The organism is Campylobacter sp. BCW_4321 (assembly GCF_001763075.1).
GTDB classification, from domain to species: domain Bacteria; phylum Campylobacterota; class Campylobacteria; order Campylobacterales; family Campylobacteraceae; genus Campylobacter_D; species Campylobacter_D jejuni.
Genome location: NZ_MJYA01000018.1, coordinates 14,128 through 29,474, shown reverse-complemented (window position 1 = coordinate 29,474; position 15,347 = coordinate 14,128). Strand labels below are relative to the sequence as shown.

Here is a 15,347-nt window from a genome sequence, read left to right as displayed (position 1 = left end):
AAGGAGAAATTTTTATGAGTGAATTTTTAGTAGAAGAAATGCAACATAATAAAGGTGCAAAAATTAAGGTTATAGGCTGCGGTGGCGGTGGCGGTAATATGATCAACCATATGGTTAAAATGGGATTAAATGATCTTGATTTAATTGCAGCAAATACTGATGCACAAGCTATTTCAATTTCATTAGCAAAAACTAAAATTCAACTTGGCGAGAAAAAAACTAAAGGTTTAGGCGCTGGTATGCTTCCTGAAGTAGGCGCAGAAAGTGCTAGAGAAAGTTTTGAAGAAATAAAAGCAAGTCTTAGTCAAAGTGATATTGTATTTATTGCTTCAGGTTTTGGTGGAGGTACTGGAACGGGTGCCACTCCAGTTATTGCACAAGCAGCTAAAGAGATTGGAGCTTTAACTGTTTCTGTTGTAACTATGCCTTTTGCATTCGAAGGAAAACAAAGAAAAAAACTTGCTGAAAGCGGTCTCCTTGAGCTTAAAAAAGAAAGTGATTCTATTCTTGTAATTCAAAATGAAAAATTATTGAGCATTATTGATAAAAAAGCAGGCATTAAAGATGCTTTTAGATTGGTTGATGATATTTTAGCTCGTGCTGTAAAAGGTATGGTGTCTATCTTGCTTGATAATGGAGATATTAATGTTGACTTTGCGGATGTAAGAACCATCATGAGTCATCGCGGACTCGCGCTTATGGGTGTTGGTAGTGCTAGTGGTGAAAATGCTATAGAAGAGGCCCTTTCAAACGCTATAGAATCTCCTTTGCTTGATGGAATGGATATTAAGGGTGCCAAGGGAGTTATTTTACATTTTAAAACAAGTTCTAATTGCTCTTTGTTTGAAATTTCGGCAGCAGCAAATAGTATACAAGAAATTGTTGATGAAAATGCTAAGATTATTTTTGGTTCTACCACAGATGATAGCATGGAAGATAGAGTTGAAGTAACTATTATTGCGACAGGATTTGAAGATAAAGATACAGTAGCTAAAAAATCTACCGAAGAAGCTCAAGCTTCTAGGAAAAATCCTTATTTAAGTCTTAAAAAGGTAAGCGGTGGTTACGATGAAGAGATAATGGCGCAAATTGAAACACCAACTTTCTTGCGTCGTCAAATGGATTAAAATTGATTTTTAAAGCAAGATTGAGTCAAATCTTGCTTTTTGTAGTTTAAATTTCTCTCCTAATAATCTTTCAAATATTTATTTTTCTTTGTTTTTAAAAGTTGGAACACTCTTTGCTTTTATAGCTATAAAATCTTAATTTTATAGGTGAAAATATGCAAAATGGATATTATCAAGCAACTGGTGGAATGGTAACTCAGTTTAATAAACTTGATGTGATTACTAATAATCTTGCCAATATTAATACAAGTGGATACAAAAGAGATGATGTGGTTATTGCAGATTTTAAAAGGATTTTTAAAGAAACTCAGGATGAGTTGCCTATAGAAAATCACACAAGAGATGCATCTCGTTTTGTAAATACTACAATAGATGGAATCCCGCAAGTTTCTCAAGAATATACGGATTTTAGCCTAGGTTCTTTAAAGGCCACAAACAATCCTTTGGATTTGGCAATGACTAGAGAAGATGCTTTTTATTTGGTTCAAACCAAAGATGGAGAAGTAAGATTAACTAAAGATGGAAATTTTCAACTTGATGATGAGGGTTATTTGGTAAATAAGCAAGGATACAAGGTATTAAGTAGTGATTATTTTAATAATCCTCAGAATGCTGGCATACGCATTCCTAATGGTGCTGTTCAAATTAGCGTTGATAAAAACGGAAGCATTGAGGTTGATGGAGCTCAAAATGCAAGATTATTTGTAGCACAAGTAGATGATATAAGAGCTTTGCAAAAAGATGGGGATAATGTCTATAAAATAGATGATCTAACCCGCATTAGAGATTTGGAAAACTCCAATGCTATTCGCCAAGGTTTTTCTCAGGGATCAAATGTTAATCCAGTTACTGAAATGGTAGGACTGATTGAAGCAAACAGAATGGTAGAAATGTATCAAAAAGTTATGACAGCTCATATGGATGACTTAAATCAAGAAGCTATCAATAAGCTTGCAGCTGTTAAATAATTTAAAATAAAATAAAAAAAAGGATTAAAAATGATGAGATCACTTCATACTGCTGCTACGGGAATGGTAGCGCAGCAAACACAAATTGATGTTACTTCAAATAACATCGCCAATGTTAATACAGCAGGTTTTAAGAAAAGTCGCGCAGAATTTGCTGATCTTATGTATCAAGTTATGAAGTATGCAGGAACTTCAACTTCAGCTACTACTCTTTCTCCTTCGGGTATAGAAGTGGGTGTGGGTGTGCGTCCAACAGCAGTAACTAAAGTTTTTACTGAAGGAAATTTAAAATCAACAAGTACTGATGGTCTTGATATGGCTATTGCAGGTAATGGGTTTTTTCAAATACAACTTCCTGATGGCACTATAGGATATACTAGAAATGGGCAATTTACAAAAGATAATGAAGGCAATATTGTAAATTCAGATGGTTATAGACTTTTACCTGAAATGACAATACCTGAAGGCGCAACAGCAATTAATGTTGCTACAGATGGAACCGTTTCTGTAATGCTACCAGGGGAGCAACAAGAAACTCAAATTGGCCAAGTGGAGCTAGTTCAGTTTATAAATCCAGCGGGTCTTCATTCTATGGGTGATAATCTTTATCTTGAAACAGGAGCAAGTGGTGCACCTGTTGCGGGTATAGCAGGACAAGATGGACTTGGAACAATAAGACATGGATTTATAGAACTTAGTAATGTTCAGCTTGTTGAAGAAATGACAGATCTTATCACAGGACAAAGGGCTTATGAAGCGGGTTCTAAGGCAATTACAACAAGTGATGATATGCTAGGAATTGTAAATCAACTTAAGCGATAGTTGATATAAAATAAATATTTTTAATTCTTTTTTAGTTTAATGGCGTGTTAAACGCCATTAAATTTTTAGCAAGAGTAGCAAGTTTTAAATTCATAAGCAGTTGGACGAGCTTCTACTGGCCAAACTTGTGTTTCAAATTTTAAATGCTGATAGTCATCGATAAAAATATCGCTCATTACAGGTTTTAAATAAGAATTATGTCGGATTAAAGCTTCTAAACTTCCTCTTAGAGTATGTGGTAATTGCTCTATCCCTTTTTCACGTATTTCATCCAAAGTAAGATCAAATAAATTTTCATCCATAGGACCTACAGGAATGGTTTTATTTTTGATTCCATCAAGCCCTGCCATTAAAAGACTAGCAAAAGCTAAATAAGGATTAGCAGTACTATCAGGGAAGCGAATTTCTATACGAGCTGAATTTTTACCTATGCCATAAGGAACGCGACAACTTGCTGATCTGTTTTGACAAGAATAAGTTAAAATACAAGGAGCTTCAAAGCCAGGAACTATTCTTTTGTAAGAGTTGGAACTTGGATTTGTAAAAGCTGCGACACTTCTAGCATTTTTTAAAATTCCACCTATATAATTTATAGCAGTTTGACTAAGTCCACTGTATCCATCTTTATCGTAAAATAAATTTACCCCATCTTTCCATAAGCTCATATGAACATGCATACCATTGCCATTATCTCCGTATAAAGGTTTTGGCATAAAAGTGGCAGTTTTGCCATTTAAATGAGCTACCATTTTTACAACATATTTATAAATTTGAACATTGTCAGCTGCTTCTACAAGCGTGCCAAAATTTACTCCTATTTCAGCTTGTCCTTGTGCAACTTCATGATGATGAACAAAAGTTTTAAGACCTACTTTTTCAAGGGTTTGAACCATTTCAGAACGAATATCTACTAAAGAATCAATTGGCTGAACTGGAAAATATCCACCTTTGTTTCTTGGCCTGTGTCCAGTATTGTAGCTATCGGTAAATTCTCTATCATCATTCCACTCTCCTTCTTCGGTATCAACTTCATACTTAGAACAATGAGTAGTATCAACTATTTTTACACTATCAAAAACAAAGAATTCATTTTCTGGTCCAAAGTAAGCAGTATCAGCTATGCCACTATTTTTAAGGTGTTCCATTGCTTTTTTTGCTATGCTTCTTGGACATTTTTCATACATTTGTCCTTTGTAAATATCATACACATCACAAAATACTATGATAGTAGGATCAGCTGTAAAAGGATCTAAAAAAGCACTTTGAGCATCAGGTTTTAAAATCATATCTGATTTTTCTATAGGTTGCCATCCATGGATTGAGCTTCCATCAAATGGAATGCCAGTTTGAAATGTTTCTTCATTGATTGCATGAAGATTATAGGTAATATGATGCCAAGTTCCTATCATATCTGTAAAACGAAAATCAACAAAAAGCACTTCATTTTGTTTGCAAAATTTGAAAAAATCATCTATATTATTAACAAATTTTCCCATATTTTTACTCCTTTATGTAATTAAATTTATAAAATTATATCTTAAAATTTTTAATTAAGATTTAATTAATATATTTTTTTTAATAAATTTAAAAATTTAATTTAAAAAGATTAAAAAATAAAAATTTATATTTTTGTTTTAGATAAAATTGATTATAATTTTAAGCAATTATTGAAAATCTAGATTTAAAAAAGGGAAAAAAATGACTCAAGAAGAGCTTGATGCTTTGATGAATGGTGATGTTGATCTTGATTCAGAGACAGAAGCAGAGGTAAAAACCGAAGAATCGAATACCGAAGAAGATGCTTTGATGTTAGAAGATGTCAAAATAGCTGATTACAAACCTAATCCTAGTGTAGTATGGCCACCACCCCCACCAAATCAGGAACATAAAGTTGTACATCAGTTAGATGATGTTACAAAAGATAGCGAGCTTAAAGCAACGGAAATGATGGATAAGCTTGAAAGTATTAATAATTTTTTTGCGGATTCTGAAAGTTTACTCAAAGAAATAAATAAAGCAATAGAAAAAAATATTGATATTTTTTCCAAACTTAATGAAAAATTTCCTAATGTAGAAAGTTTCAGTGAAGCTTTAGAATTAAACAATCAAGCTAAAAAAAGTTCTAGGGAGATTGTCGGAAATCTTCAAAGCGGACAAGATGAAGTGATGATGGCAATGGATGCAATGCAGTATCAAGATATACATCGTCAAAAAATCGAACGTGTTATTAATGTAATGCGTGCTTTAAGCCGTTATATGAGTTCTTTATTTGAAGGTAAAATTGATGATAAAAAACGTGTAAGTTCTGCAGTGCATATTGAAGGTGATAGCACTACTGATGTTGTAAGTAATGATGATATAGAAGCTTTAATTGCAAGTTTAGGGCAAAAATGATCATTCCTGAAATAGTAGCTCCTGCAGGAAATTTCACAAAATTAAAAATTGCTTTAGCTTATGGTGCAGATGCGGTTTATGCGGGTGTGAATAATTTTTCTTTAAGATCACGTACTGCAAGAGAATTTAATTATGAAAGTTTTGAAGAAGCTATTAAATATACCCATGAGCGTGGTAAAAAAATTTATGTCACTTTAAATGGTTTTCATCTAAGCTCTCAAATTGAAGGCTTAAAAAGACATATATTAAAATTACGTGAGATGAAACCCGATGCTTTTATTGTAGCTTCTGTTGGAACTATGCGTCTTGTTAAAGAGCTTGCACCTGAAATTTCTTTACATGTTTCTACTCAGGCGAATATTTTAAATTATTTAGATGCTCAAGTTTATAAGGATATGGGCGCTAAAAGGGTTGTAATTGCGAGAGAATTAGGGCTTAAAGATGCTAAAGCTTTAAAAGAAAATTGCGATATTGAACTTGAAGCCTTTGTGCATGGTTCTATGTGTTTTGCTTATTCTGGGCGTTGTTTAATAAGCTCTGTGCAAAGTGGAAGAATGAGTAATCGTGGATCTTGTGCAAATGATTGCAGATTTAATTATGAGCTTTATGCTAAAAATCCAGAAAATGGTACTTTATTTCGTTTAGAAGAAGATGAAAATGGTACTCATGTTTTTAATTCCAAAGATTTAAATCTTTGTTCTTATATAGAAAAAATCATGCAAGAAAATTGTATCAGTGCTTTTAAGATAGAAGGACGCACCAAAAGCGAATATTATGTTGCGCTTACAACAAGAACTTATAAAATGGCTATACAGGATGTTTTAGAGGGTAAGTTTGAGTCAAACAAGTATGAAAAAGAGATTGCTACGCTTAAGAATCGTGGTTTTACAGATGGCTATCTTGTTTCGCGTCCTTTAGAAAAAACCGACACACAAAATCATAATACAAGCATAGAAGAAGGCTCTCATCAAGTGCATGCTATAAGCGAAGATGGAAGCTTTTTTAAATGCAAAGGAAAAATCGTTTTAAACACGCCTTATGAAATTTTAGCTCCTTTAGGCGATGTGATTCAAACTTGTGACAATGAACTAGGTAAAATTTATCAAAAAGAGGATAAATATTTTATAGAGTTTAAAAAACTCATTGCTAAAAACAATAAAGAATTTAGTGAAATTCATAGCGGTAATGAACATGAAATTCAATTACCAAGTAAAATCAGTGCATTAAGTTTTTTAAGAAAGGAAATATAGATGAATTTTGTTTCTATTTTAATGGGAAGCAAGAGTGATTATGAGACTATGAAAGAGGCTGCTAAAACTTTAGAAAGTTTTGGGGTAAAGTATGAACTTATTATCTCATCAGCTCATCGTAGCCCAAAAAGAACAAAAGAGTATATTACAAATGCTGAAGAAAAAGGTGCGAAAGTTTTTATAGCAGCAGCTGGAATGGCAGCGCATTTGGCTGGAGCTGTTGCAGCTTATACCACAAAACCTGTTTTAGGAGTGCCTATGCCAGGAAGTAATCTTGCAAGTATGGATTCTTTGTTTTCTACGGTGCAAATGCCTAGTGGAATTCCTGTAGGAACTTTAGCTATTGGTAAGGCTGGAGCAATCAATGCTGCTTATTTGGCTATGCAAATTTTAGCTATTTATGATGTTGATTTAGCACAAAAACTTAAAGAAGATCGTCTTGAAAAAGAAAAAAAACTTGTATCTGATTCAAAAGAAGTAGAAGTTTTATTATAAGGGATAAAAATGCAAACCTATCTTGAACTTGAAGAATTTTGTAAACTTGTGCATTTAAATGAAGATGTGGTTAAAGGTATGATGGCTAATGGGGCTTTAAATTTTAAAGAAGAAGAGGGTAAAATTTACATCGAAGCTCATCAAGGTACTTTTAGTGTGGTGCCTAGTGCTGCAAAATCTCAACCTGCAATGGTAAATTCAATGACTTTAGCAGGGGAAAGTTTTGTTGAAAAAACAATAGGAACTATTTTAAATTTACATGAAAAAGTTTTAGATGCTAAAGATGAAACACTTGAAGCATTAAAAAATGAGAATAAATTTTTAAAAGATGCTCTTTATTCTATGCAAGAACTTTATGATGAAGATAGAAAAACTATAGAAACCTTAAACAATGAGTTAAAACATGCGCGTGAAGAGATAGAATTTCTCAAACGTAAATATAAATTAATGTGGAGTAAAACTGCAGAAATTTTTGGAGCTAAGACAGAGCCTGATTTGGAAATGAATAAAAATTTAGAAAAACCTATTGAAAATATGGAACGATAAAGAGAGATACAATGACTTTTTCACAAATGATACTTAATTTACAAAATTATTGGCAAGAGCAAGGTTGTGCGATTATGCAACCTTATGATATGCCAGCAGGTGCAGGAACCTTTCATCCAGCAACTTTTTTAAGAAGTTTAGGAAAAAAACCTTGGGCAGCTGCTTATGTGGCTCCAAGTAGAAGGCCTACTGATGGACGTTATGGTGAAAATCCTAATCGCTTAGGTGCTTATTATCAATTTCAAGTTTTGATTAAACCTAGCCCTGATAATATTCAAGAATTATATCTTAAAAGTCTTGAAAATTTGGGTTTTGATTTAAAAAGTCATGATATTCGTTTTGTTGAAGATAATTGGGAGAGTCCAAGTTTGGGTGCTTGGGGTTTAGGCTGGGAAGTATGGCTTGATGGTATGGAGGTTACTCAATTTACTTATTTTCAGCAAGTTGGCGGTATAGCAGTAGATTTAGTAAGTGCTGAAATTACCTATGGCCTTGAAAGAATAGCCATGTATCTTCAAAATGTTGATAATGTTTATGATATAGTTTGGAGTGAATTTAATGGAGAAAAAATTAAATACGCAGATGTGCATAAGCAAAGTGAATATGAATTTAGTAAATACAATTTTGAAGTAAGTGATGTTAAAATCTTAAATGAGCAGTTTGAAAATTCTTACAAAGAATGTAAAAATATTTTAGAACAAGGACTAGCTTTACCTGCTTATGATTATTGTATGCTTGCTGCACATACTTTTAATCTTTTAGATGCAAGAGGAGCAATTTCTGTAGCACAAAGACAAGATTATATGTTAAAAATTCGTGAGCTTTCAAAAAATTGTGCTGAAATTTATAAGAAAAATTTAAATGAAGCTGAGTGAAATTTATAATTTTTTAGATCAATTAAGTCCCTTTAATATCCAAGAATCATGGGATAATAGTGGAATTTTGCTTGGAGATAGGGATAGTGAAATTTCAACTGTTTATTTAAGTTTAGATATTGATGAAAATATCATTAAAGAAGCGAGTGAAAATTCTTTAATTATCACACACCATCCTTTGATATTTAAAGGTTTAAAAAATTTGTATGATAAGGCTTATCCTAGGGCTTTTATTAAAGAAATGATTTGTAAAAATATTTCTTTAATCAGCATGCATACAAATTACGATTTAAGTCATTTAAATACTTATTTTGCGGAAGAAATTTTAGGTTTTAAAATTTCTTTTAAAGACGAATTTTTGATTTATGTAGAAAATTCTATGTCTTTTGAAGCTTTGTGTGACTGGGTGAAAAAAAAGTTAAATTTACAAATTTTACGTGTAAGTGATTGTGGTAAAAAAGACATTAAGCGTATTGCTATATGTACTGGAAGTGGCGGGGATTTAATTTCTAAAGTAGATGCGGATTGTTTTTTAAGTGGAGATTTTAAATATCATCAAGCTTTAGAGGCGCTTAGTAATCAAATCAGTCTTATTGATTTAGGTCATTTTGAAAGTGAGAGATATTTTTCTCAATGTTTAGCAAAAGACTTGAAAAATTTGCCGCTACAAGTTATAATAACAGTTTCAAAAAATCCATTTCAATATTTTTAAGGAAAATAAATGAATAAATATCTCGAACAATTAGTGCTTTTATCAAAAATAGATCAAGAAATTGATAGTTATGAACCAAAAATAGACAGTATTAATAAGACTTTAAAAGATGCTGAGTTAAAAATAGGAAAAATCAACACAGATTTAGAAAAAATCGATGAAGAAATTAAAGATATAGAAAATCAAAAAGTGCAAAATAATGCTCATATTTCCGAGTTTTCAGCAAAAATTAAAGAGCTTTCTAAAAAAAGTGGTGCAGTAAAAACAGAAAAAGAAGCTAATGCTTTAAAAATTGAAGAAGATATTGCAAAAGAGCAATTAGACGCTGCAAATGATGAAATTGTAAGACTAGATAAAATTTTAGAGAATAAAGAAACTTATAAAAAAGAACTTGAAGAAGAAAAAATCAAACAAGAGCAAAATATTAATGAGATTAGAGTAAGCATTAAATCTGAAATGGAAGTTCTTGAAAAAGATAGAATGAGTGTTTATGATAAAAAAACCAAACTTGTGGGCGAGATGAATCAAAAAGTTTTAAGTTTTTATGAGAAAATTCGCAAATGGGCGAAAAATACTGCTGTAGTTCCTGTTAAAAAACAAGCATGCTATGGATGTTTTATGAAAATTTACGATAAGACTTATCTGTCTGTTGTAAAAGGTGAAGAGATTGTAACTTGTCCTCATTGTGGAAGAATTCTTTATAAAGAGCAAGAAGAGCAAAATTGATCTTTTTTTATTATTTTTTAACTTGGACGGCATTTTTATTTTGTGCCGTCTTTATTCTTTTGCTTTCTTTTTTAAAATCCAAATACAAAATTAGTTTAAAATCTCGATTTTTTCTTTATAAAAATTTACATCAAGAAAAAGCTGATGTACATTTTCATGCTTGTTCTTACGGGGAGGTAAGAAGTATTAAAGCTTTGGTTTTGAAATTTGATTCAAGAATAACTACTATTACTCAAACAGGTTTTGAATGTGCAAAAGAATTTTGTAAAAAGGTAAATTATCTTGCTTTTGAAAATTTTTTGCCTTTTTGGTTTAATCCTTGTAAGGTTTTGGTAATTTTTGAAGCAGAATATTGGCTTATGCTTGTTTTTATGGCACGTATTTATAAGGCTAAGATTATTTTGCTTAATGCGAGAATATCTGATAAATCTTATCATTCTTATCAAAAATTTTCTTTTTTTTATAAAAAAATTTTTTCTTATATTGATGAAGTTTTTGCTCAAAGTGAATTAGATAAAGTAAGACTTGAAAGTTTGGGAGCTAAAAATGTTAAAATTTTTAAAAATATTAAGGCAAATTTAGAAATTAAAAATAATAAAATTTATACCAAACCTAAGGAAAAACTTATCATTTTTGCTAGTACTCATAAAGATGAAGAAGAGCTTTTACTTGATCATTTTAAACTAGAAGAAAATGAAAAACTCATTATCGCCCCACGACACCCTGAGCGTTTTAAAGAAGTTGAAAATTTACTTTTAAACAAAGGTTTAGAATTTGAAAAATTTAGTTCTTTAAAAGATGAAAATAAGAAATTTTCTAAAAAAATTTTACTTTTAGATACTTTAGGGGAGCTTGTAAATTTTTATGCAATTTCTGATGTTGTTGTGCTTGGAGGTTCTTTCATAGAAGGTATAGGAGGACATAATCCTATAGAAGTGGCATATTTTGACAATGTATTAATCAGCGGGAAATTTATTCACAATCAAAAGGCTTTGTTTGAAGAAGTAGAAAATGTATATTTTTGTGAAAATTTAAAAGATTTAAATGATAAAATCCATTATTTAAATTTAAAAGCTAAAATTTCCAAAAAAGAAAATTTAGATCTTATCATGCAAACTATACAAAAGGGAATTGATGCAAGAAAAAGCTTATAAACTCTTAGCTTTGCAAGAAAAAATTTCAAATCGTGAAGCTAAAGATTTGATTGATAAGGGTTGTGTTTTTTCACATGGAAAAAAAGTTGTGGTTGCTAGAGCTTTGATGAACGATAAGGCAAGATTTAATGTGATAAAAACCAAAAATCCTCAAATTATTTTTGAAGATGATAAGATTATTGCTATTAATAAACCTTACGCTTATGTGAGTGAAGACTTGGAGAAAAAATTTAATGCCAAGCTTTTAAATCGTTTAGACAAAGAAACAAGCGGTGTGATTTTGCTTTGCAAAGATGAAGATTTTAGAAAGCTTTGTATAGAAGAATTTAAAAAACACAGAGTTTATAAAAGTTATATTGCGGTTTTAGATGGGGTTTTGGCTGAAGAGGTTGAAGTGAATGAGCCTATTTTTACCATAAAAGCAAAATGTGGAGCATTAAGTAAAGTTTCAAAAGATGGTTTAAGTGCCTTAAGTATCATTACTCCTATTATGTTGCAGTCAAAAAAAACCTTAGCAAAAATAGTCATTCAAACAGGTAGAACTCATCAAATCAGAGCGCATGCTAAATTTATAAAACATGGCGTTGTAGGTGATGAAAAATATGCTAAAATTTCAAGCGATAGAATGTATTTACATAGTTATGAAATTAAAATTTTTGATTATTATTTTAAGGCTGAGCTAGATAATAGTTTTGCAAAAGTTGGCTTTGAGATAAAAAATTTAGATTTTTAAAGCCATTTAAGAAAAAATTTTGTATAATGCAAGGTTTAATTAAAAATTTTATAGAAAGGTGATAAAGTGTTTGAGTTAGTTAGCGAATCTTTTAAATCAGCGATTAATAAATTACGTTTTGTTGATGATGAAAAAGCACTTAAGAACGCTTTAGAAACCTTAAAAAAAGCTCTTTTAAAAGCAGATGTTCACCATAAGGTAACTAAAGAGCTTTTGACTTCGATAGAAGAAGATGTAAAGCAAAACGGAATAGGTCAAAAACAATTTTTAAATGCCATTAAAGTAAATTTAGAAAATATTTTAAGTGTCAATAGCAAAAATCAAGGTTTTGTTTTTGCTTCTAAACCCCCAACAGTAGTTCTAATGGCAGGTTTGCAAGGGGGCGGTAAGACTACAAGCACTATCAAACTTGCAAATTATTTAAAATTACGCAATAAAAAAGTTTTAGTTGCAGCTTGTGATTTACAGCGTTTAGCGGCAGTGGAGCAGCTAAGACAACTTTGTGAAGCTAATGAAATTGAACTTTTCTTCATAGAAAATGAAAAAGATCCTATTAGGGTTGCTAAAGAGGCTTTAAAAAAGGCTGAAAGTTCTATGGTGGATGTTTTGCTTGTGGATACTGCTGGGCGTTTGGCTATAGATGAGACTTTGATGAATGAATTAAAAGCAGTTAAGGATGTTTTAAATCCTGATGAGATTTTCTATGTTGCTGATGCAATGAGTGGTCAAGATGGGGTTAAGACTGCGGCTAGTTTTAATGAAGTTTTAGGTATCAGCGGGGTAATTTTATCAAAATTTGATGCAGATACTAAAGGTGGAGTAGCCTTAGGTATAGCAAAACAAATCGGTATTCCTTTAAGATTTATTGGTGTAGGTGAAAAAGTAGCAGATTTAGAAGTTTTTATACCAGATCGCATAGTAAGTCGTATCATGGGCGAGGGTGATTTGGCTACTTTAGCTGAAAAAACTGCTGCAGTGATTGATGAAAAAGAAGCTAAAAAACTCAATCAAAAAATCAAAAAAGGTGAATTTAATTTTAATGATTTTCTTAACCAAATGGAAAGTATTAAAAAATTAGGAAGTATGAAGTCTTTAATCGGTATGATACCAGGGCTTGGCGGAATGGCAAATGCGGTAAAAGATATAGATTTGGATAATTCTAAAGAGATTATACATATTAAGGCAATGATTTCTTCAATGACTCCAAAAGAAAGAGAAAATCCTGATTTGTTAAATAATGCTAGAAAACGTCGTATAGCAGAGGGAGCAGGTCTTTCTCAGGTAGAAGTCAATCGTTTTTTAAAACAATTTAGTAATGCAGCAAAACTTGCAAAAAGATTTTCAGGCAAAAAAGGAATGGAGAATTTGACACAAATGATGAGCCAAGCTAGAAGACAATTTTAAATTTTATTTATAAATACTTTTTATAGTATCTATAAATAAAATTTTTAATTTTTAAGGAGTATAAATGACAGTTATTAGACTTACAAGAATGGGTAGAACTAAAAGACCATTTTATCGTATTGTGGTTACAGACAGTAGAAAACGTCGCGATGGTGGTTGGATAGAAAGTATTGGATATTATAATCCTATGGTAGAACCTGAGGTAATTAAAGTTGATGCAGAGCGTTTAGCTTATTGGAAAAGTGTTGGTGCAAAACTTAGCGATAAAGTTGCTTCTATCACTAGCAAATAATCATGGTAGAGAATTTTCTTAGGGAATACGCAAAATTAATTGCAGATTATCCTGAACAGATTAACACTCAAAAAATTGAATTAAGTGAAAATTTTTTTGAGATTGTTCTTTTTGCACATAAGGTTGATACAGGTAAGCTTATAGGTAAAAATGGAAAAATGATCAATGCTATAAAAACCGTAATCTCTGCTTATAAGAGCAAGGATGCAAGTTCTTATAGGGTAACGGTAAAAGCACTTGAGTGAAAAAGATTTTGTTCAAGTTGCAAAACTTGGTAAAACTGTGGGTCTTAAGGGTTATGTAAAATTGCATAACCTGAGCGACTTTTCTTCTCAATTTAAAAAAGATGCTACCTTTTTTATAAAAAATACCAAAGAAATATTAAAGATTAAGCATTATAATGCAAGCAATTCTACTGTTTTATTTGAGAATTATGAAGATATAGAAAAAGCTAAAGAATTAACCAATCTTATTCTTTTTCAGAGTATCGAGAAAAGCAGACAAACTTGTAAATTAAAAAAAGATGAGTTTTTTTATTTTGATATTTTAGAGTGTGAAGTTTTTGAAGAAGATAAAAGATTAGGTAAAGTTGTTGATATCTTGGAAACTGGAGCTTCTTATTTATTTGAAATTCAAAGTGATGAAAAATGGGTGAATAAAAAATATTCTAAAATATTTTTTATTCCGTATCTAGATAAATTTGTTAAAAATATAGATATAGAAAAACGACAGATTTTTTGCACGCAAGATGCTTTTTTAATTTTAGAAAATTCATGAAATTTAGTTTCGTTTCTTTATTCCCTAATCTTATGGAATTTTACTTTCAGGATTCTATACTTGCAAGAGCAAAAGAAAAAAAACTTTTCAAACTTAATTTTTATAACCCAAGAGATTTTTCTAAAAATTCTTATCATAAAGTCGATGATTATAAAATAGGTGGTGGAGCTGGACTTTTGATGCAAGCTGAACCTATGTATGAGGTGTTAAAAAGTATTCAAGAAAAAAAAGAAAATCCCTATTTTATTTTTTTAAATCCAAGTGGTAAAACTTTTAATCAAAAAGACGCCAAACGCTTAAGTAAAAAAGAACACATAGTTTTTGTATGTGGGCGCTATGAAGGTATAGATGAAAGAGTGCTTGAAATTTTTGGGAATGAAGTTTTTAGCATAGGGGATTTTATTTTAACAGGAGGAGAATTACCTGCGCTTGTAATGTGTGATGCGATTTTAAGAAATGTTAACGGGGTTTTAGGGAATATGGAAAGTTTGGAAGAAGAAAGCTTTGAAAATAATTTACTCGAAGCACCTGCTTTTTCAAAACCTTTTATTTTTGAGAAAAAAAATCAAAAATTTTATACTCCTTCAGAGTTTTTAAAGGGTAATCACGCTAGAATTGCAAGTTTAAAAACTACTTTGGCGTCTTGCAAAACGAAATTTTTTCGTCCAGATTTATTTTTAGAGCATGAACGCAAAAAATAAGGGATTTTTATGAAAAATAAATATATAGAACAATTTGAAGCAAAACAAATTGAAGGTAAAAATGTTCCAGATTTTCGTGCTGGTGATACTTTAAAGCTTGCAATTCGTATCAAAGAAGGAGATAAAACAAGAATCCAAAATTTTGAGGGTATTTGTATTGCTAGAAGAGGTAATGGCGTAAGCGAAACTTTTATCGTACGTAAAATGGGTGCTAATAATGTTGGCGTTGAGAGAATTTTCCCTATTTATAGTGAGAGTTTGGAAAGTATTATTGTTTTGCGTCGTGGTCGTGTACGCCGTGCAAGATTATTCTACTTAAGAGACAGACGCGGTAAAGCAGCACGTATTAAAGAGCTTAAAAAATAATTTAT

Annotated in this window: 19 protein-coding genes; 18 read left to right on the top strand and 1 reads right to left on the bottom strand. The window is 31.1% G+C overall.

Features of this window, described 5'->3' with window-relative positions; all coding sequences use genetic code 11:
• Positions 1 to 14: 14 nt before the first annotated feature.
• From ftsZ to flgG, 3 genes are all read left to right on the top strand, one after another.
• On the top strand, positions 15 to 1,127 hold the full coding sequence (gene ftsZ, locus AJN58_RS03240; RefSeq protein ID WP_002921956.1) for a cell division protein FtsZ: 1,113 nt from the start codon (positions 15 to 17) through the stop codon (positions 1,125 to 1,127).
• A gap of 155 nt (positions 1,128 to 1,282) precedes the next feature.
• Positions 1,283 to 2,095 (top strand): flagellar hook-basal body protein, encoded by an 813-nt coding sequence (locus AJN58_RS03235; RefSeq protein WP_002854829.1) that lies wholly within the window; start codon positions 1,283 to 1,285, stop codon positions 2,093 to 2,095.
• Between the two features lie 30 nt (positions 2,096 to 2,125).
• Positions 2,126 to 2,917, top strand: coding sequence for a flagellar basal-body rod protein FlgG (gene flgG / locus AJN58_RS03230; protein WP_002852142.1), 792 nt, complete (start codon positions 2,126 to 2,128; stop codon positions 2,915 to 2,917).
• A gap of 65 nt (positions 2,918 to 2,982) precedes the next feature.
• On the opposite strand, the gene glnA is transcribed toward flgG, so the two are convergent.
• Positions 2,983 to 4,413 carry a type I glutamate--ammonia ligase gene (gene glnA, locus AJN58_RS03225; protein ID WP_070233216.1) on the bottom strand — a complete coding sequence of 477 codons (1,431 nt, stop codon included), beginning with the start codon at positions 4,411 to 4,413 and terminating at the stop codon, positions 2,983 to 2,985.
• A gap of 202 nt (positions 4,414 to 4,615) precedes the next feature.
• Between glnA and AJN58_RS03220 the strand changes: the two genes are divergently transcribed.
• From AJN58_RS03220 to rplS, 15 genes are all read left to right on the top strand, one after another.
• Positions 4,616 to 5,311, top strand: coding sequence for a chemotaxis protein (locus AJN58_RS03220; RefSeq protein ID WP_044794184.1), 696 nt, complete (start codon positions 4,616 to 4,618; stop codon positions 5,309 to 5,311).
• A complete protein-coding gene (locus AJN58_RS03215) occupies positions 5,308 to 6,561 on the top strand; it encodes a peptidase U32 family protein (RefSeq protein ID WP_044780520.1) in 1,254 nt (417 codons plus the stop codon). The genes AJN58_RS03220 and AJN58_RS03215 overlap by 4 nt, the downstream gene beginning before the upstream one ends.
• Complete coding sequence (gene purE / locus AJN58_RS03210) at positions 6,562 to 7,056, top strand: 5-(carboxyamino)imidazole ribonucleotide mutase (protein WP_070274961.1); 495 nt, start codon at positions 6,562 to 6,564, stop codon at positions 7,054 to 7,056.
• 9 nt (positions 7,057 to 7,065) lie between these two features.
• Entirely contained in the window at positions 7,066 to 7,602 is a 537-nt protein-coding gene (locus tag AJN58_RS03205; protein ID WP_004305571.1) for a DUF3972 domain-containing protein, read from the top strand.
• 11 nt (positions 7,603 to 7,613) lie between these two features.
• On the top strand, positions 7,614 to 8,477 hold the full coding sequence (gene glyQ, locus AJN58_RS03200; RefSeq protein ID WP_002852069.1) for a glycine--tRNA ligase subunit alpha: 864 nt from the start codon (positions 7,614 to 7,616) through the stop codon (positions 8,475 to 8,477).
• Complete coding sequence (locus tag AJN58_RS03195; RefSeq protein ID WP_002932958.1) at positions 8,464 to 9,189, top strand: Nif3-like dinuclear metal center hexameric protein; 726 nt, start codon at positions 8,464 to 8,466, stop codon at positions 9,187 to 9,189. Before glyQ ends, AJN58_RS03195 begins: the two co-directional genes overlap by 14 nt.
• A gap of 9 nt (positions 9,190 to 9,198) precedes the next feature.
• Positions 9,199 to 9,915, top strand: coding sequence for a zinc ribbon domain-containing protein (locus AJN58_RS03190; RefSeq protein WP_002888864.1), 717 nt, complete (start codon positions 9,199 to 9,201; stop codon positions 9,913 to 9,915).
• On the top strand, positions 9,912 to 11,069 hold the full coding sequence (gene waaA, locus AJN58_RS03185; RefSeq protein WP_004305574.1) for a lipid IV(A) 3-deoxy-D-manno-octulosonic acid transferase: 1,158 nt from the start codon (positions 9,912 to 9,914) through the stop codon (positions 11,067 to 11,069). Before AJN58_RS03190 ends, waaA begins: the two co-directional genes overlap by 4 nt.
• Positions 11,050 to 11,802, top strand: a complete 753-nt coding sequence (locus AJN58_RS03180; protein ID WP_053872572.1) for an RluA family pseudouridine synthase — start codon at positions 11,050 to 11,052, stop codon at positions 11,800 to 11,802. The genes waaA and AJN58_RS03180 overlap by 20 nt, the downstream gene beginning before the upstream one ends.
• Positions 11,803 to 11,868: 66 nt before the next feature.
• Positions 11,869 to 13,206 carry a signal recognition particle protein gene (ffh, locus tag AJN58_RS03175; protein WP_070233227.1) on the top strand — a complete coding sequence of 446 codons (1,338 nt, stop codon included), beginning with the start codon at positions 11,869 to 11,871 and terminating at the stop codon, positions 13,204 to 13,206.
• Between the two features lie 64 nt (positions 13,207 to 13,270).
• Positions 13,271 to 13,498 (top strand): 30S ribosomal protein S16, encoded by a 228-nt coding sequence (gene rpsP / locus AJN58_RS03170; protein ID WP_002852274.1) that lies wholly within the window; start codon positions 13,271 to 13,273, stop codon positions 13,496 to 13,498.
• A gap of 2 nt (positions 13,499 to 13,500) precedes the next feature.
• Positions 13,501 to 13,743, top strand: a complete 243-nt coding sequence (locus AJN58_RS03165; protein ID WP_002861392.1) for a KH domain-containing protein — start codon at positions 13,501 to 13,503, stop codon at positions 13,741 to 13,743.
• On the top strand, positions 13,736 to 14,275 hold the full coding sequence (gene rimM, locus AJN58_RS03160) for a ribosome maturation factor RimM (RefSeq protein ID WP_053872574.1): 540 nt from the start codon (positions 13,736 to 13,738) through the stop codon (positions 14,273 to 14,275). The genes AJN58_RS03165 and rimM overlap by 8 nt, the downstream gene beginning before the upstream one ends.
• On the top strand, positions 14,272 to 14,976 hold the full coding sequence (gene trmD, locus AJN58_RS03155; RefSeq protein WP_053872575.1) for a tRNA (guanosine(37)-N1)-methyltransferase TrmD: 705 nt from the start codon (positions 14,272 to 14,274) through the stop codon (positions 14,974 to 14,976). Before rimM ends, trmD begins: the two co-directional genes overlap by 4 nt.
• A gap of 9 nt (positions 14,977 to 14,985) precedes the next feature.
• A complete protein-coding gene (gene rplS, locus AJN58_RS03150) occupies positions 14,986 to 15,342 on the top strand; it encodes a 50S ribosomal protein L19 (RefSeq protein ID WP_002861395.1) in 357 nt (118 codons plus the stop codon).
• Positions 15,343 to 15,347: the final 5 nt, after the last annotated feature.

Coding starts and splice junctions, on each gene's coding strand:
- glnA (WP_070233216.1), bottom strand. CDS start 4,413: ATGGGAAAATTTGTTAATAATATAGATGATTTTTTCAAATTTTGCAAA.
- AJN58_RS03180 (WP_053872572.1), top strand. CDS start 11,050: ATGCAAGAAAAAGCTTATAAACTCTTAGCTTTGCAAGAAAAAATTTCA.
- AJN58_RS03215 (WP_044780520.1), top strand. CDS start 5,308: ATGATCATTCCTGAAATAGTAGCTCCTGCAGGAAATTTCACAAAATTA.
- AJN58_RS03190 (WP_002888864.1), top strand. CDS start 9,199: ATGAATAAATATCTCGAACAATTAGTGCTTTTATCAAAAATAGATCAA.
- rplS (WP_002861395.1), top strand. CDS start 14,986: ATGAAAAATAAATATATAGAACAATTTGAAGCAAAACAAATTGAAGGT.
- glyQ (WP_002852069.1), top strand. CDS start 7,614: ATGACTTTTTCACAAATGATACTTAATTTACAAAATTATTGGCAAGAG.
- AJN58_RS03205 (WP_004305571.1), top strand. CDS start 7,066: ATGCAAACCTATCTTGAACTTGAAGAATTTTGTAAACTTGTGCATTTA.
- AJN58_RS03165 (WP_002861392.1), top strand. CDS start 13,501: ATGGTAGAGAATTTTCTTAGGGAATACGCAAAATTAATTGCAGATTAT.
- AJN58_RS03235 (WP_002854829.1), top strand. CDS start 1,283: ATGCAAAATGGATATTATCAAGCAACTGGTGGAATGGTAACTCAGTTT.
- ftsZ (WP_002921956.1), top strand. CDS start 15: ATGAGTGAATTTTTAGTAGAAGAAATGCAACATAATAAAGGTGCAAAA.
- trmD (WP_053872575.1), top strand. CDS start 14,272: ATGAAATTTAGTTTCGTTTCTTTATTCCCTAATCTTATGGAATTTTAC.
- AJN58_RS03195 (WP_002932958.1), top strand. CDS start 8,464: ATGAAGCTGAGTGAAATTTATAATTTTTTAGATCAATTAAGTCCCTTT.
- purE (WP_070274961.1), top strand. CDS start 6,562: ATGAATTTTGTTTCTATTTTAATGGGAAGCAAGAGTGATTATGAGACT.
- AJN58_RS03220 (WP_044794184.1), top strand. CDS start 4,616: ATGACTCAAGAAGAGCTTGATGCTTTGATGAATGGTGATGTTGATCTT.
- rpsP (WP_002852274.1), top strand. CDS start 13,271: ATGACAGTTATTAGACTTACAAGAATGGGTAGAACTAAAAGACCATTT.
- flgG (WP_002852142.1), top strand. CDS start 2,126: ATGATGAGATCACTTCATACTGCTGCTACGGGAATGGTAGCGCAGCAA.